Source organism: Prevotella merdae (genome assembly GCF_900290275.1).
Taxonomy (GTDB): Bacteria; Bacteroidota; Bacteroidia; order Bacteroidales; family Bacteroidaceae; genus Prevotella; species Prevotella merdae.
Map to the genome: position 1 here is coordinate 1,034,702 of NZ_LT985323.1, position 15,964 is coordinate 1,050,665.

A 15,964-nucleotide genomic window follows, 5' to 3' on the forward strand; every position below is an offset into this window, starting at 1 on the left:
ATAAAGACATCCGCAGGTTGGTAGTATAGCTTGCAGGATAAAACAAAGAGGGGAGAGTGCTTGGTTTGAAAGCCAGGTGCTCTCCCTTTTTCGTGTTGTGTGGGCATGTTGAGGTACGATAATAAGTCGTAACTTCAAATTTTTTGTTTATATAATTAAAATTTATCGCCAAAACTGTTGGCGTTACAAAATATTTTTGTAACTTTGCACCCGCAATAAAGCGATATGCGGCAATAGCTCAGTTGGTAGAGCACAACCTTGCCAAGGTTGGGGTCGCGAGTTCAAGTCTCGTTTGCCGCTCTTTTCATATTGGTAATGGTTTTTAGATAGGTGGCAGAGATGCTGCCGTTTTTTATTTAAGCCAAATTTTTATCAATGTAACAAGAATAAGGTCGCCGCAATGGTGGAATTGGTAGACACGAGGGACTTAAAATCCCTTGGCCAGTAATGGCTGTGCGGGTTCGAGTCCCGCTCGCGGCACATATATATATTAATAATGTAGAGTGGACATTCAATGGATGTTCACTTTTTTTGTATACATACGTTTATGACTTACGAAGAAATATGGCATCGACTTGCTGTTGCCCATGGTATGGGCGAGGCTAAGGCTTTAACAAGGATGCTGCTTGAGGAGAAGTTTGATATGTCGTTTGCCGACATATTGTGCGGTGGTATAGAGCAGTTGTCTGCGGTTGATGCCGCGTGGCTTGATTGTGCCGTAAGTAGACTTGAGCGTCAAGAGCCTATACAATATGTGCTTGGTTGGGCTTGGTTCTGCGGACATCGTTTTGATGTTCAGCCTGGTGTGCTCATTCCACGTCCCGAGACCGAATGGATAGTGGATAGGGTGGTGGATATAGTCAACACCATTGGTAGTAGCCAACTGCGCATCCTTGATATCGGTACTGGTAGTGGTTGCATAGCTATCAGCATCAAGAAGGCATTGCCTGAGGCTTATGTTGAGGCTTGGGATATATCTGACGATGCACTTGCTATTGCCTCTGCCAATGCCCAAAAGCTTGAGGCAGATGTAAGCTTCTGTTGTCATGATGCTTTGTCGGTTGAGGCTGATGCCACGCATTGGGATATAATAGTAAGCAATCCTCCGTATATCTGCGATAGCGAGCGTGTGGATATGGATGCCAATGTTCTCGACCACGAACCCTCTACAGCCCTATTTGTTCCCGACTCTGATCCGCTCTTGTTTTATCGTGCCATAACACGTTATGCCTTATGCACGTTGCAAAAGGGTGGACATCTGCTCTTTGAGTGCAATACCAAGTATGCTGTGGATACGGCAGCCATGATGAAGAAAGAGGGAATGGGTTGTGCCGATGTGGCGGACGATTGCTTTGGGTTGCCAAGATTCGTGGATGCTAAACTCTAAACTAACATATACAACATGTTTCAGAAATCAAAAAAGCAAGTATCAGAGCAAGAAGCCTTGCTTAAACTCTCCGCATTATGCTCCCAGTCAGAACACTCTTCTGGTGAGATGATGGAGAAGATGCGACGTTGGTCTATGCCTCAAGACGAGGCAGAGCGTGTGCTCGACCGTCTTATAGACGAACGCTTTGTAGATGACGAGCGCTTTGCAGAATTCTTTGTTCGTGACAAGATAAGATTCGATCGTTGGGGACGTAGAAAGATAGAGCAAGCTCTTTATCGCAAGGGAGTGGCTCGCGACATTATAGCCAGAGTGCTTGACGAGGTACCTGCCGAAGACTATGAGGAGGCATTGCGCCCGCTACTTGCCTCGAAAAAGCGTTCGGTAAAGGCAGATAGCGAGTATGAGTTGAACGGTAAACTTATACGTTTTGCTCTTGGTAGAGGATTTGGTATGGACATCATACGCCGTTGTATAGGTGGCGCCGACGAGTATGATGTGGACGAAACATGTGACGAAGATATATGATAAGACGTCTGTTGAAATCGCTGTTGTCTCTTGTCTCACCACAACAATGTGCATGCTGTGGTTGTAGATTGGGCATTGATGAGTATGCCATTTGTACTATTTGTGATATTAATATGCCTCGCCGACAAGACCACCTTAATCCGATGGATAATTCTACCGCACGCCTCTTTTGGGGTATTGCAAAGATAGAACGTTGTGCCTCGTGGATAGACTATGAGTCGCATACCTCATGTGCCAAGGCAATATATGCCTTGAAGTATGGCAACCGTCCGGATATTGGCTTTGCTCTTGGCCAGTTGGTTGCCGATGAATTGCAGCCAACTGGTTTCTTTGACGGAATCGACTGTATTGTTCCGTTGCCTTTGCATCGCAAACGCCAGCGTGAGCGTGGCTATAACCAGAGTAGGGAATTTGCCTTGGGCTTGTGTTCGGTGTTGCATATTGACCTATGTGATGATGCAGTAGAGCGTCTGCGCAATACCAAGAGTCAAGCATCGCTTGTGCATGGCGAGCGATCAACAAATATAAAAGATGCTTTTGGTGTGGTGCGCCCAGAAGCATTAAATGGCAAGCATGTGCTGATGGTGGATGATATTGTTACGACGGGAGCCACGCTTTCCGAGTGTATTAAGGCGATAAACAAAGATACGGATGCAAGGGTGAGCGTCCTTACAATTGGGCGTGCCAAGCATTAACTAAGACAATTGTTTAGTTATTGATGCTCAGTATGCCCAATTGCCCCGTGCAGTTAGCCCTATACTTATCTAACTTTCTGCCATTGGCGCAAAGTCCGTTGTTGTTAAGGTCGTACTTTCGCTTGCACTTTGGACAAGTGGCTATGCCGTTGGCACTCATATTAAGTTTGTATGCCATCATGTTGGTCTCGCGGTAGCAGTTAGGACACTGCGAGTCGTAGGCATACAACACAGCAGGCGACGACAGATTGCCATAGCCAACAATTATGCCCGTCTTGTTGTACAGTCCAAGCATTCTCGATCGCTTGGCTTCATCGGCAGTAAGTTTTGCCGGTTTCGGTTCGCCACCTTGATTGCTCTCGAAATATATGTATACCGTCTTTCCTTCAGTAACCTCGTATATGCGACAGAACACACCGGGCGATAAAGGGTTTACAGCACTTTGCAATACCGAGTTCTGGTGTATACTGTTGTCAAAGACAAAGTAGGCATGGTATGGCGAGAAGTCGAACGAATCCTTTGAGCACGATGGCGTAAATAAAAGGAGTAGTGCGGTGAGGATGAACGTTAGTTTATATCGAGTCATAGGGCGTTTAATCTCGTTTATTTATCGTTAATGTAATTCCAGCAGCGAGCGCTCGGCTTCGTCTACCTTTTCGAATCCGAACTCGGCAAGGGTCTTATCCATAATCTCTGCAATCTTGTCGTTGCACAGATTACCAATAGAGCCTTCGTGTGTGTGGTGTATGTTACGGTCGGCATGGAATGTGCCGTTCTCTATCTCCATACCTACTTGCTTATAGGCATCGCGGAAAGGTGTGCCCGAAGCGGCAAGTCGGTTTACTTCCTCTACAGAGAATATAGGGTCGTACATCGGATTGTCGAGTATATGCTCATTAACTTCTATGCGCTCTATTATGTAGGCAGCCATAGCCAGGCAGTCCTTAAGTTCGGCAAAAGCCGGGATAAACACTTCCTTGATAATCTGAAGGTCGCGGAAGTAGCCCGTAGGCAGGTTGTTCATTATAAGCTGAATCTGTGTAGGCAGACTCTGCAATTTGTTCGACTTGGCGCGTATAAGCTCAAAGACATCAGGATTCTTCTTGTGCGGCATAATAGACGAGCCAGTAGTACACTCCTTAGGCAACTTTACGAACGAGAAGTTCTGGCTGTTGAACATACAAGCGTCAAATGCCAGCTTTGCCACAGTGCCAGCAACAGATGCAAGGGCAAATGCCACGTTGCGCTCCATCTTTCCACGCCCCATCTGGGCATAAACAACGTTGTAATCCATAGAGTCGAAGCCAAGCAGACGTGTTGTCATCTCTCTATTCAATGGAAACGACGAGCCATAACCAGCAGCCGAACCTAAAGGATTACGGTTGGTCATGCGATAGGCAGCAAGCAAGAACAGCATATCATCGGCAAGCGACTCGGCATGAGCACCAAACCACAATCCGAATGAGCTGGGCATGGCTATCTGCAAATGTGTGTAGCCAGGCATAAGCACATTCTTATACTGCTCGCTCTTCTTCTGTAGCTCACGGAACAAAGCGTCGGTAGCCTCTACAACCTCACGCAGTTCGTGACGTGTAAAGAGTTTTAGATCGACAAGCACTTGGTCGTTTCTTGAGCGACCCGAGTGAATCTTCTTACCCATATCTCCAAGGCGGCGGGTAAGCATAAGTTCTACTTGCGAGTGTACATCCTCTACACCTTCTTCTATTACAAATGTGCCTTGCACACACTCGTTATAGATGTTCTTAAGTTCTACCAGAAGCTGTTGCAGTTCGTCTTTCTGCATTAGTCCTATTGACTCCAGCATTGTGATATGAGCCATAGAGCCAAGCACGTCATACTTGGCGAGGTAGATATCGAGTTCACGGTCGCGTCCAACGGTAAAACGTTCTATTTCTTCGTTGACAGAAAAGTTTTTTTCCCAAAGTTTGCTTGCCATAATTATTATAAAGGTTTTAAAAGAAAAGCCTCACATCCTGTTCCTTCCCCGCATGGAGGGGTAGGGTGTGAGGCTTTTACATTAGTTATACTGAATCATTTGCAGTACATCGGCAATCTTCTCGATACCTTCCTGCAATGGTTTCTTCACCATTTGCTTGATGAAGATGTTTAGCTCGGCCTTGATGGTAAGCTTCATCTTGCATGTTGTAGATGTAACGGGCAGAAGCTGAATCCAGAAGTTAAAGGGGATAGGGCTTTGCTCGGTCTCAAATTTAATGCATTTCGGTTCCTCACGGTTTACCACACGCAGCTTGATGCTACCCACTGGTGGCACATTTACCGACAGTGAGTCCTGGTCAAACTCCAGGTCTTGTATCTTCTCAGCTTGTTTGCGAGCCTCCTCAGGCATGGTGTCCTTCATCATTGCATAGCGCTCCTTGAGCTTCTGCAAGTTGTTAAGGTCGCTCAGCTTTTCGTATACATTCTGCTGTGGAAATGGAATTTGTCGTATTGAACTTTCGAATGTTGTCATATTCTATTCTTACTCAGTTTTATCTTTACTTCATCCAGTTGGCTGGATCCTTGCGCCATTCTGCCAGCACCTCGAGGTCTTCCTTCTTAATGTAGCCAGTCTCGGCAGCAATAGCTGTTGTATGCTCGTAATCAGAAAGAGTAACAAGGCGTACATTAGCGGCCTTGAAAGCTTCCTCGGCAACAGGGAAACCATAGGTGTAGCTTGCAACCATACCTACTACCTCAAATCCTGCCTTGCGCAAAGCATCAACTGCCTTGAGCGAAGAACCGCCAGTTGAGATAAGGTCTTCTACAACTACAACCTTTGCCCCCTCAGGAATAGTGCCTTCAATTTGGTTGCCCATACCATGATCCTTAGGCTTTGGACGAACATAGCAGTAAGGCAACAGCAACTCGTCGGCAACAAGAGCGCCTTGTGCAATAGCGCCAGTAGCAACACCTGCAACGGCATTAGCCTCAGGGAACTCTTCGTGTATTAGGTGTACCAACTCTTGCTTAACGAAAGAGCGTAGCTCTGGATAAGCCAACGTCTTGCGGTTGTCGGTATAGATAGGCGATTTCCAGCCAGATGCCCATGTGAAAGGATCGTTAGGCTGAAGCTTAATAGCCTTTACTTCAAGAAGTTTAGATGCGAAGCTTTTTTTCAGTGTACTCATAGTTGTATCTGTTTTTTGTTGATTTTCAGATGCAAATGTAGGCAAAAAAACCGAGAAAACGTATTTTTGTGCCTACAAATGATAGCTGTACAATATATATACGCGAAAAACAGGCCACCTGCCTTTCATGCTTCACCCTTAAAGAAGGGTGGTAGCATGTTGGGCGAGTGGCCTGTTTCCACTTTAAAACTATTATGATATATAATCAAACTTTACTTTACAACCATCTTTGTAGTGTGGCGTGAGCCGTCCTTACCGGTAACGGTCTTAAGGTAAACACCATGTGTTGGTTTGTTTACTGTGCGTCCGCTAAGGTCGAAGTATGTTGCTGAGCCATCTGCATCATCTGTAACTATCTCTATGCCGGTTTCGTCTTTCTTAAGCTTTGCAGTTACGCGGTGCGAGCGATACTCGTTGCCGTCTTCGTCGCGATAGAAGCACTGAACACCAACAGTCTTCCAATCTGCTCCGTTGAAGTATAGGTTGCGCTGTGTGCCGAATATAAAGATGTTCCACTTGTCGGTGAATGTATAAGGGATGTCTGTTATGTCGTAAGGCAATTTCTGATACTCATCAGCCTTGTATGTATACTTCTCGCCATCGAGGAACACGTTGTAGTAGCAGTTGGCTTCGTTAAGATAGCAGCCGTCTTCTGAATAGTTAGAAAGGCGGAACATGAAGTTGCCTGTTCCCCAATCGTCTGGATTATAGTCGTAAAGCTCTGTGAATACAGGGTCTTTAGGAGCTGATATCTGCTGATCCCAGAACGAGAAGTATGCGTTAGGATACTCTTTGTCGGTATTGATGGTGTAATGACCATAGTTGGTAGAGAGAATCTTGTCGCTCCTGAATGTCTGGTCGTCGGCATTGAAGGTGAAGGCAATTTCGTCGGCAACGTAGATGCTGTCGCCAGTTGTGCCGTCCTCGTTGGTATACTCCTTGTAGTAGATAGGCTCAAAATATATGTAGCGTCCGTTCTTTTTGTCGTAGCCTATGTACTGCTGACCCTTAAATACGAACTGTCCATCCTTGTTGAGTGTACCCTTTGCCCAACCGTCTGTCGGGTTCTTGCTTAAGCCATTGATGTAGACATCATCGCCATCAAACAGCACCTTGCACGGGTAACGCAGACGCTCATCGGTCTCCATATACGAGTCGTGGTAGTCGTACTCGATAGTGTATGGCTGTGCTGTCTCAACCGATTCGGGTGTAACAATCTTGTCTGTCATAGGTCCTATGGCTGTCTTCCAGTCGGCATATCCGTACCAATCGCCATAATCGCCACAAAGTCCAATGAGTGAGTAGTCTTCGTCTACCTTAATCAACGAGTCGCCACGTAGAACATATTGGATTCGCTGACAGTCGTTGTCGTAAATACCACTATTGCCCGCATACTTCATACGCACGGCATAAGCGGTGAGCTCAGCTGGGTTTCCGAAGAAGTCGGTATAATTCTCATGGTATATTGCTTGTGGAAGGTCTACGTTGAGTGTGTCGCCCTGTCCGCGTGTGGCGGTAAGCCATGTATTTGTAGGGTAGGTACTGAACGGATTCTTGAGATATACTTTGCCGTCATCGCCCTCAACCCACGATGCCTTCTGTCCGTCAACATCTGTTAGCCAATGGCCAAAGTTGGCATCATAGTAGATACCATAAGACAGACGGTAGGTTTCGTCGTGCAACTTACCTGCAGGCTGATCGTAGATAGGAGTCTTTACAGTAGGAGTACCAATTCTTTTTTGTGCGGCACGTTTCTGTAAATGATTAGCCTTTTTAAGCTCGCTTAGTTTAGGCAGATTGTTCAACGAGAATTTAGCCGTTGGTTTCTGGTTCTCGGCAAACTGTCTTGAGGCAACGCTTGACTGTGCATAGACTGCTGTACACATGGCAGCCATAGCAAAAATAGAGTAGAATTTCTTCATAAAGATCATTTTAGTTGTGTGGTTATGTCGCAAAAGTATACAAAATGTTGATACCAACAAAATATTTATGACAAAATGTGGTATAAATAATCGGTTAATTATACGTTTTGTTGTTAATTGTGGCCGATAACAGGGGGTATACCTTAATATAATGCGAATTTTTATAACGAATCATTTGTTATTTACATGAATATTTATAACTTTGCAACCGGTAGTAAGTAATAAGTGATAAATTGTAACTAACCAATAACTAACAATATGAATATACTTTACAATTTAAGGCTAATGGCTGTTGGTGTCGTGGCTTTGTTTTTTGCCAGTACGGCATGTGCCGATAACGGAACAATAGTGTTCAGTGGCAGTAATGGTGTATCAGCTAATGCAACGTTTGGAACAGCAAAAAACGAACGCTATGATGTTGCAATGCACGTGGAGGCAACTTCGCTTAAAGGTACAACCATAAGTGCTATACGCTTGCACCTTGGCAATGTACCCAACATCGCAACCTTGAATGTATGGCTTTCGAAGACGCTAAATGCCGAGAAGAATGGTTCGCGCTCGGAGAATAAGCCAGATATCTTGCAAGTGGAAGCCACTCCTACTAAAGACGGCGAGGTGCGTGTAGAGCTTGAGACTCCTTATACAATAGGCGAGGAGGGTGTATATGTTGGTTACTCAATGACATTTTCTCAGCTTACAGATGCAGAGAAGTATCCCGTGGCTTACTTTAAGAATTCGGAAATAAGCAACTTCTACTTGCATACGAGCATGATATATACCAAGTGGAACGACATGTCAGTACGTGGTGGTGTGCCTATTGAGGTGGAACTTACGGGCGGTGTCGATGCCGACGCTATAGCTTTGCCTCTCGAAGATCGCCTTTATGGTCAGTTCGACAAGTCAACTCCAGTATCTGTTACGCTGCGCAACCTTGGTTACGAAGGCGTAAGCACAATAGGCTACACTTATACCGTAGGCACCCAGACTGGTAGTGCAACAGTAAAACTAGACGAACCGTTGCCTGCTATCTATAATTATGAGCAGAATGTTACACTATCATTGCCACCTACATCTGCTAAGGGCGACTATCCCGTAAGCCTTACTCTTACTACTATAAACGGTAAGCCAAATCCTTCGGCTACCTTGCTTAATAGTCACCTTACTTCGTACAAGCGTCTGCCAAAGCATCGTCCATTGTTTGAGGAGTATACCGGCACTTGGTGCCGCAACTGTCCGCGTGGCTTTGTGGGACTCGAAATAATGAACAAACTATATCCCGACGATTTCATTGGTTTGTCTTATCATAACAAGGACGCTATGGAGATAATGCAGCGTACCGATTTCCCAAGCGAGATATCAGGATTTCCTGATGGCTATTTCGACCGCATATACAAGACTGATGCCTATTTTGGTTTTGGCACCGAGAAGTTTGGACTCGACAAGGCTTGGCTTCGTGTTTGCGACGAACTTGCTCCTGCCGATATAGAGGCAAAGGCCAATCTGTCTGCCGATGCTTCTGAGGTAGAGGTCAATGGATATGCTTATTTCCCAACCGATTTAGATAATGCTTCGTATACAATAGAGGTGGTTCTTACCGCCGACGACCTTTATGGTACAGGTGCTGCTTGGGACCAGAAGAACGATTATAACACCAATCGCCCGGAAGACTATCCTGAACCAGAGTTCGAACAATTCCTTAAAGGTTCGGGCTCAGTAAGCGGCTTGCATTACAACGATGTTGTTGTTGCCACATCACTACGCAATGGAGGCGAGCCGGTATTGCCTTCTACACTTGTTGCCGATACCGAATATCCATTCAGCTATAAGTTCAAGATAGCCGATATAGTCAATACGTCAGGCGAGTCGCTTGTGCAGAACAAGGAGAAACTTAACGCCGTTGTGATGATCAAGAATGCTGAGGGCAAGGTAGAAAATGCTTTCAAGACAAAGGTAAGCACATCAACAGACACTGGCATATCATCTGCAACATCCGATAATGTCAATGGTGAAGCTGTTTATTATAGCGTGTCAGGCATTCGCCTTTCATCGCCATGTCGCGGCATAAACATTGTGCGTCTTGCCGATGGCTCTGTTAAGAAAATAATGCGCAAATAAAAATAATAACAAATAGATAAAGAATATGAACTTCAAACGTATTTTCCTCGGACTGTTTGCCGCTCTTTGCTTAGCCGAGAGTGCATCGGCAGCTCCGGCAGATCAACGTCCACGTAAAGTGCGCCAGGCAGACGGTACTTACATTACTGTTATTAAAAGAGGCGACGAGTTTGGACATGTAACCATGACAACTGATGGCTATCCACTCTTTTATAATGAGTCTACTGGCAACTACGAATATGCTAAGATGTCGTCGTCTACTCTTGAGTCGTCTGGCATTATTGCCGCAGATGCCGCAGACCGCAATGTAAAGGCTGTAGACTATCTTAAGAGTGTAAGTCCAAAGGCCATGCTTTCCAAACTTGAGGTTCAGCGTGCAGCCAAGGCAAGCGTCATGCGATATCGTCCGCGTCATATGTCGACTAAGCCAGGTGCAAAGCGTGGTATGCTTATCAACGACTATCCTTCTATAGGTTCGCCAAATGTGCTCATTATTCTTGTACAGTTCAGCGACATGACATTCGATTGTGAGGATGGCGATCCGTTGGGCTTCTATAAGAATATGTTCACACAGCCAGGTTTCAAGTACAAGAATGGTGCTAACGGCAGTGTGCTCGACTACTTTACCACCTCGTCAAATGGTTTGTTCAACCCTAAGTTTGATATTGTTGGCCCGGTAACTCTGCCAAAATCATATTCTTATTATGGTGCCAATTATAGTGGCAACGACCGTATGGACCGCCTTCAGGAATTTGTAAAAGGTGCTTGCGAGGCTGCATCCAATGTTGTAGACTTCTCAAAATACGACAACAACGGCGATGGATATGTAGATAATGTATATCTGTACTATGCCGGATTTGGCGAGGCCGACAGTGAGTACAAGGAGTCGATATGGCCACATGCCTACAACTACAACCAGTTTATGATGGGTTCGCTTAAGTTTAACGGTGTGTCTATTGGCAGCTATACATGTAGTCCGGAGCGTAGTGGTACCTATCCCGAATTGCCTACTGGTATTGGCACCTTCTGTCATGAGTTTAGTCATGTATTGGGATTGCCCGACCATTACACTACTGTATACAATGACGCCTTTACGCCAGGCGAGTTTGATGTTATGGACATGGGTACATACAACAACGAACAGAACACTCCGCCTACCCATAGTGCTTATGAACGTGCCGAACTTGGTTGGCTGGAATATCAGGAACTTACAACTGGAGCCGATACAATAAGTGTGCTTCCTGAACTGCAAGCCTCAAACAAGGCATATATAGTGCCGGTAGAAGGAACAAATGGAAGAGAGTTCTTTGTGCTTGAAAACCGCCAGAAAACAGGTTGGGACAAGTATCTCCCTGGTAATGGCATGTTGATGTGGCACATCGACCAGGACGCTAATGTATGGGCAAATAATACTGTAAACAACGATCCAAACCATCAGCGTGTGGACCTTATAGAGGCTGATGGCAAGTTGACAGCCTTTACACTTGCAGGCGATCCATTCCCTGGTACTGCCAATGTTAAGTCTTACACAATGACAGCATGGGACAATCGCGACATTTTACGTCTTGACAATATCGACGAGGTTAACGGTGAGATACAGTTGCTTGTAGCTAACACCAAGTTTGCAATCTCTGCTCCCGAACTATCTTATAGCGAAGTTGCCGACAGCAGTTTTGTAGTGTCATGGAAGGCCACCGGCAAGGCTTCGCGTTATGTCCTTAATATATATAAGGTGGTGGGCAGCACACGCGAGGCTGTATCTAAGTATACCAATATTGAGTTTGCTGCTCCTGATACTTTTGTAGTAGAAGGTCTGGAGCCAGACACCCAGTATGATGTAGAGCTTACTGCTTGCATAGGCAGCTACACATCCGAGCCTGCCACTGCTACTATAAGCACATTGCCGTTGGCATTTGCCAAGCGTATGCCGGTGAATCTTGCAGCTAAGGAAGTGGGTACTGACCACTTTACCGTAGCATGGGACGAGGTACCTACAGCCGATGATTATATTGTGGAACTTAACATGCAGAATTATAGCACCGAGAGTGTTGACCGTGGTTACGACTTTGCACAGCGTGGTGTAGGTATGCCAGCGTTATGGAAGTACAGTGGAGCATGGATGAATGTTAAGCAATATTGTGGTAAGGCTGCACCTGCTCTGCAGATGAGCAAGGCAGGCCACTTCCTTATGGTGGCTTATCCAGACGCTCAGATAGAGTCTTTGTCGTTCTTCCTTTCGGCTACAAAGGGAGCTTCGGGCAATGTAAGTGTAGAACGTTACGAGGATGGCAAGTGGTTGCCAATAGAGACAGTAGCTGTAGGCGACGGCTTTACAGCTGATACACACAGTATGAAGTTTGCTGCTTCCGATTCGGTTCGCATAGTATTCAACCGTACACTTGGTTCGGTATTTGTGGATGATGTTGATGTTGTATGTCATGACATCGTGCGCACAGCAGTGCCTGGATATGAGTCGGTATCAACTGGTGGAGTAGCTGAGTGCAAGTTTGCTGGTTTGAATCCAACCACAAGATATGGCATTGTTGTTACAGCCAAGAATGGTGAGGAGAAGTCAATACGTTCATCAGAGCTTATAGTAACCACTTCTGCTCTATCAGGCATTAAGGGTGTTTCGATGGACAACGGCTCGCAAACCACTGTTTACGACCTTAATGGTTGTCGTGTAAATAATGCTGACGCAACTCATGGCGTATATATCGTGCGCAAGGGCGGCAAGGCATACAAGGTTGTTAAGTAGGCAAGACTATTAAAAGCCAAAGGTAGTAAACCTCATTTTTATAATATCTGATGGGAGGTACAGCTCTATGCTGTACCTCCCATTATTTTTGATTTTACCCACTTATTTTTTGTTGTTCAGATTATTCTTGCTAACTTAGCGTCATATTATTCAGAAACGAGTAACGACAAAGATAATGACAGAAGTATTGCATCCGTTGCATTGTGAAGCACAACCGCCCCGCCAATTTACTTACCCCTTTTGCTACGAACCGCATCCGCTATGTATTGCTGCCGCCAAAGAGGTGCAGCGATATATAGAGGAAAGTGGTGTGTGGGCCGAAGAGAAAGGTTCTGGAAAGATGTTCGGAGTGCTATGTGTAAGAGTAAGTGAAAAGGGAAAAGTTAAAAGTGAAAAGGGAAAAGAGAAAAGTGAAAAATATGAGGAAGGTGAAAAGGAGAAAATAGGTTTCCTTGCAGCCTACTCAGGGCTTCTTGCTGGACGTAATGACTGGGATTATTTTGTGCCTCCAGTGTTTGATGCACAGCAGCCGGATGGATACTTCAAGACAGAGGAGAGGGCGATATCGGCCATTAACAAGGAGATAGAGGCAATTCTGAAATCGGATACATATATTACACAACGTTCGTTATACGAGAGCACTAAGCAGACTGTAGACCTTGCTTTGCAGCAGATGCGCTGTCGTGTAGCTGAGGCTAAACAGAAACGAGATACACGCAGACGTGAGGCTGAACATGATGGTAGGCCTTTGACTGTTGAAGAACAGGCAGAGATGGTGCACGAGAGTCAGCACCTAAAGGCAGAACAACGCCGACTGAAGCAGCAATGCTCCACAATGCTTGAAGAGTTGCATCGTCCGGTGGTAGAGCATGAGGAACGTGTGGCAATCTTGCGTCGCCAACGTCGCGATAAGAGCGATGCCTTGCAACAATGGTTATTCCGTCAATATCGTATGCTTAATGCCAATGGTGAGGAACGTGATCTAATCGACATATTTGGCGAAACTATTAATGCAATGCCACCGGCTGGATCGGGCGATTGTTGTGCACCAAAACTGTTGCAGTATGCCTATGCCAATGGCTTGGAACCTGTATGTATGGCTGAATTTTGGTGGGGCGATTCGCCAAAGCAGGAGATACGCCACCATCTTCATTATTATCCGGCATGCCGCTCCAAGTGTTTGCCTATACTTACACATATGCTTTGCGGACTGGATGTGGAGCCTAACCCATTGGCAAAACCCAAGACAAAGGATGTGCCAAGCATAGTGTACGAGGATGATACTATAATAGTGGTAGACAAGCCTGCAGGCATGTTGTCGGTTCCTGGCAAAGCTGTTGCCACCGATGATGCTGCATCGTGTGAGTTAGATGATGCAACGCACGATGGGGACAACATGCCTATATATAATAATGTAGAGGAATATGTACGTCATTATCTCGCTAAAAACTCCCAACTCCCCAAAGCTGTCCACCGTCTTGATATGGATACAAGCGGACTACTTGTGCTTGCCCTTAACGATGAGGCTTACGTAGAGTTGCAACGACAGTTTGCCTCGCGTGAGGTTAGCAAGCGTTACGAGGCTGTGCTTGATGGCAAACCATCGGTGTTATGTGACGCTCCCGGCTCTAATTGGCTCACTATATCGGCTAATGGCAGGGAAGGCAGAATATCGTTGCCCATAATAGCCGACATAATGGACCGTCCACGTCAGCGGGTAGACTTTGACAATGGCAAGACAGCCGTTACCGATTATCGCATAGAACGTGTATTGCCTAACGGACACACACTTGTATCGCTGTATCCGCTTACTGGCAGAACGCATCAGTTGCGTGTGCATTGTGCCCATAACTATGGATTGGGATGCCCAATTCTTGGCGATCCTCTATATGGTCATGGCTGTCATACGTCGCGAATGTACCTGCATGCGGCAATGGTAGAGCTAAGGCATCCGGTGACTGGAGAGAAGATGATGTTTCAGACGAAGAGCGGATTCTGACATGCTTCTGTCTTTATGTATCGTTAAAGAATTTTATTCTTTTTGCCATGTTGCTAATTTTCAGTAACTTTACAAATTAAAATTGTATATACAAAAGAAACAGATGAAAGATATTTGCTGCATAGGCCACATTACTAAAGACAAGATTATAACGCCGCGCCAAACCGTTTATATGGCTGGCGGTACATCGTTCTATTTCTCTTATGCGTTCAGTCATCTGCCTCAGAATGTCTCATTCCAGCTTGTGACAAAGTTGGGTGAGGGCGAGATGAAGTCGGTTGAAGACATGCGTCAGGCAGGCATCGATGTACAGGTATATCCAAGTAGTCATACTGTATATTTTGAGAACAAGTATGGTGATAACCAGAACGACCGCACACAGCGCGTATTAGAGCGTGCCGATCCTTTCACCGTTGACGAAATGCGTGAAGTTAATGCCGGTGTTTATCACCTTGGATCGCTTCTTAGCGACGACTTCTCTACAGAGGTAGTGAAGTATCTGTCAACAAAAGGTAGAATTTCTATAGATGCCCAAGGCTATCTACGCGAGGTGCGTGGCGAGAAGGTTTATCCAATCGATTGGGCTGAGAAGCGCGAGATACTTGCACATACCGACATCATTAAGGTAAACGAACACGAGATGGAGGTGATAACCGGACTTACCGACCCGCGTGCTGCGGCCAAGTGTCTGGCAGAATGGGGCGTAAAGGAAGTTTGTGTTACGCTTGGAAGCGAGGGTAGCATAATACTTGCCGAAGGTAAATTCTATGACATTCCGGCTTATGAGCCTAAGGAGATAGTAGATGCCACGGGATGTGGCGATACTTACTCGGCTGGCTATCTATGGTGCCGTGCCCAGGGTATGGGTTTTGAGGAATCGGGCAAGTTTGCAGCGGCTATGTGTACGCTTAAGCTTGAACACAGCGGACCGTTTGATGGCAGCATCGATGATGTTAGACGTGTAATGGCCGAATAAAACATGTTGATACTGGCGAAGGTATCCCCGTGGGACAGGCTAAGGAGATATTCCAGCGCTACAAGAAGGCAAACAATCTTGTACAAGGTTCTGGACTCGGATTGCATATCTGTTGCACCATTGCTAAAAAGCTTGGAGCAGAGATAAAACTCGATGAGAATTATAAGGAAGGCGCACGCTTCCTTATGATATTATAGATGGACTCAATAATTAATATATATTACTTTGCCATTTAATATAATTTACTTTGCCATTTAAATTATATTACTTTGCCATTTAAATATAATTTACTTTGCCATTTAATATATATTGCTTGTCCATCTCAGATTATACCCTTTAGATGGCATAAGACAATACCTTATGGATATCATAAGATAAAGCTATAACAAAACAACGGGACCTCCGCCTCAATCGGCGTTGGTCCCGTCCACGTAT

13 protein-coding genes and 2 tRNA genes are annotated in these 15,964 nt (G+C 45.5%); 10 read left to right on the forward strand and 5 right to left on the reverse strand.

Annotated elements, in window-relative coordinates:
• The first annotated feature begins 227 nt into the window (after nt 1–227).
• From C9991_RS04115 to C9991_RS04135, 5 genes are all read left to right on the forward strand, one after another.
• Nucleotides 228–300: transfer RNA gene (locus C9991_RS04115), tRNA-Gly, on the forward strand.
• A 94-nt stretch (nt 301–394) separates the two neighbouring features.
• Nucleotides 395–480 (forward strand) — tRNA-Leu (locus C9991_RS04120).
• 67 nt (nt 481–547) lie between these two features.
• Nucleotides 548–1,387 carry a peptide chain release factor N(5)-glutamine methyltransferase gene (prmC, locus tag C9991_RS04125; RefSeq protein WP_106811323.1) on the forward strand — a complete coding sequence of 280 codons (840 nt, stop codon included), beginning with the start codon at nt 548–550 and terminating at the stop codon, nt 1,385–1,387.
• A 15-nt stretch (nt 1,388–1,402) separates the two neighbouring features.
• Entirely contained in the window at nt 1,403–1,915 is a 513-nt protein-coding gene (locus C9991_RS04130) for a regulatory protein RecX (RefSeq protein ID WP_106811324.1), read from the forward strand.
• Nucleotides 1,912–2,610, forward strand: a complete 699-nt coding sequence (locus C9991_RS04135; RefSeq protein WP_106811325.1) for a ComF family protein — start codon at nt 1,912–1,914, stop codon at nt 2,608–2,610. Before C9991_RS04130 ends, C9991_RS04135 begins: the two co-directional genes overlap by 4 nt.
• Nucleotides 2,611–2,623: 13 nt before the next feature.
• Here C9991_RS04135 and C9991_RS04140 read toward each other — a convergent pair whose 3' ends face one another.
• From C9991_RS04140 to C9991_RS04160, 5 genes are all read right to left on the reverse strand, one after another.
• On the reverse strand, nt 2,624–3,196 hold the full coding sequence (locus tag C9991_RS04140) for a hypothetical protein (RefSeq protein ID WP_106811326.1): 573 nt from the start codon (nt 3,194–3,196) through the stop codon (nt 2,624–2,626).
• Nucleotides 3,197–3,223: 27 nt separating this feature from the next.
• A complete protein-coding gene (gene argH / locus C9991_RS04145) occupies nt 3,224–4,567 on the reverse strand; it encodes an argininosuccinate lyase (RefSeq protein ID WP_106811327.1) in 1,344 nt (447 codons plus the stop codon).
• An 81-nt stretch (nt 4,568–4,648) separates the two neighbouring features.
• The gene (locus C9991_RS04150) at nt 4,649–5,101 is read right to left on the reverse strand and encodes a polyketide cyclase (protein WP_106811328.1); all 453 of its coding nucleotides are present in this window, start codon (nt 5,099–5,101) and stop codon (nt 4,649–4,651) included.
• 25 nt (nt 5,102–5,126) lie between these two features.
• On the reverse strand, nt 5,127–5,759 hold the full coding sequence (gene pyrE, locus C9991_RS04155) for an orotate phosphoribosyltransferase (protein ID WP_106811329.1): 633 nt from the start codon (nt 5,757–5,759) through the stop codon (nt 5,127–5,129).
• A gap of 212 nt (nt 5,760–5,971) precedes the next feature.
• Nucleotides 5,972–7,681, reverse strand: a complete 1,710-nt coding sequence (locus C9991_RS04160) for a hypothetical protein (protein WP_157949356.1) — start codon at nt 7,679–7,681, stop codon at nt 5,972–5,974.
• Between the two features lie 258 nt (nt 7,682–7,939).
• Here C9991_RS04160 and C9991_RS04165 point away from each other — a divergent pair, with 258 nt between their 5' ends.
• The 5 genes from C9991_RS04165 (at nt 7,940) to C9991_RS04185 (ending at nt 15,726) form a co-directional block, all read left to right on the forward strand.
• The gene (locus C9991_RS04165; protein WP_157949357.1) at nt 7,940–9,796 is read left to right on the forward strand and encodes a hypothetical protein; all 1,857 of its coding nucleotides are present in this window, start codon (nt 7,940–7,942) and stop codon (nt 9,794–9,796) included.
• 25 nt (nt 9,797–9,821) lie between these two features.
• Nucleotides 9,822–12,554, forward strand: coding sequence for a M6 family metalloprotease domain-containing protein (locus C9991_RS04170; RefSeq protein WP_106811332.1), 2,733 nt, complete (start codon nt 9,822–9,824; stop codon nt 12,552–12,554).
• Between the two features lie 175 nt (nt 12,555–12,729).
• On the forward strand, nt 12,730–14,553 hold the full coding sequence (locus C9991_RS04175; RefSeq protein WP_106811333.1) for an RluA family pseudouridine synthase: 1,824 nt from the start codon (nt 12,730–12,732) through the stop codon (nt 14,551–14,553).
• A gap of 103 nt (nt 14,554–14,656) precedes the next feature.
• Entirely contained in the window at nt 14,657–15,529 is an 873-nt protein-coding gene (locus C9991_RS04180) for a PfkB family carbohydrate kinase (RefSeq protein ID WP_106811334.1), read from the forward strand.
• A 29-nt stretch (nt 15,530–15,558) separates the two neighbouring features.
• Entirely contained in the window at nt 15,559–15,726 is a 168-nt protein-coding gene (locus C9991_RS04185) for an ATP-binding protein (RefSeq protein ID WP_232823237.1), read from the forward strand.
• Nucleotides 15,727–15,964 lie beyond the last annotated feature (238 nt).

What these genes read in the sequence shown, in the direction of transcription:
- prmC (WP_106811323.1), top strand. Translation starts at nt 548, where the DNA reads ATGACTTACGAAGAAATATGGCATCGACTTGCTGTTGCCCATGGTATG.
- C9991_RS04130 (WP_106811324.1), top strand. Translation starts at nt 1,403, where the DNA reads ATGTTTCAGAAATCAAAAAAGCAAGTATCAGAGCAAGAAGCCTTGCTT.
- C9991_RS04135 (WP_106811325.1), top strand. Translation starts at nt 1,912, where the DNA reads ATGATAAGACGTCTGTTGAAATCGCTGTTGTCTCTTGTCTCACCACAA.
- C9991_RS04140 (WP_106811326.1), bottom strand. Translation starts at nt 3,196, where the DNA reads ATGACTCGATATAAACTAACGTTCATCCTCACCGCACTACTCCTTTTA.
- argH (WP_106811327.1), bottom strand. Translation starts at nt 4,567, where the DNA reads ATGGCAAGCAAACTTTGGGAAAAAAACTTTTCTGTCAACGAAGAAATA.
- C9991_RS04150 (WP_106811328.1), bottom strand. Translation starts at nt 5,101, where the DNA reads ATGACAACATTCGAAAGTTCAATACGACAAATTCCATTTCCACAGCAG.
- pyrE (WP_106811329.1), bottom strand. Translation starts at nt 5,759, where the DNA reads ATGAGTACACTGAAAAAAAGCTTCGCATCTAAACTTCTTGAAGTAAAG.
- C9991_RS04160 (WP_157949356.1), bottom strand. Translation starts at nt 7,681, where the DNA reads ATGAAGAAATTCTACTCTATTTTTGCTATGGCTGCCATGTGTACAGCA.
- C9991_RS04165 (WP_157949357.1), top strand. Translation starts at nt 7,940, where the DNA reads ATGAATATACTTTACAATTTAAGGCTAATGGCTGTTGGTGTCGTGGCT.
- C9991_RS04170 (WP_106811332.1), top strand. Translation starts at nt 9,822, where the DNA reads ATGAACTTCAAACGTATTTTCCTCGGACTGTTTGCCGCTCTTTGCTTA.
- C9991_RS04175 (WP_106811333.1), top strand. Translation starts at nt 12,730, where the DNA reads ATGACAGAAGTATTGCATCCGTTGCATTGTGAAGCACAACCGCCCCGC.
- C9991_RS04180 (WP_106811334.1), top strand. Translation starts at nt 14,657, where the DNA reads ATGAAAGATATTTGCTGCATAGGCCACATTACTAAAGACAAGATTATA.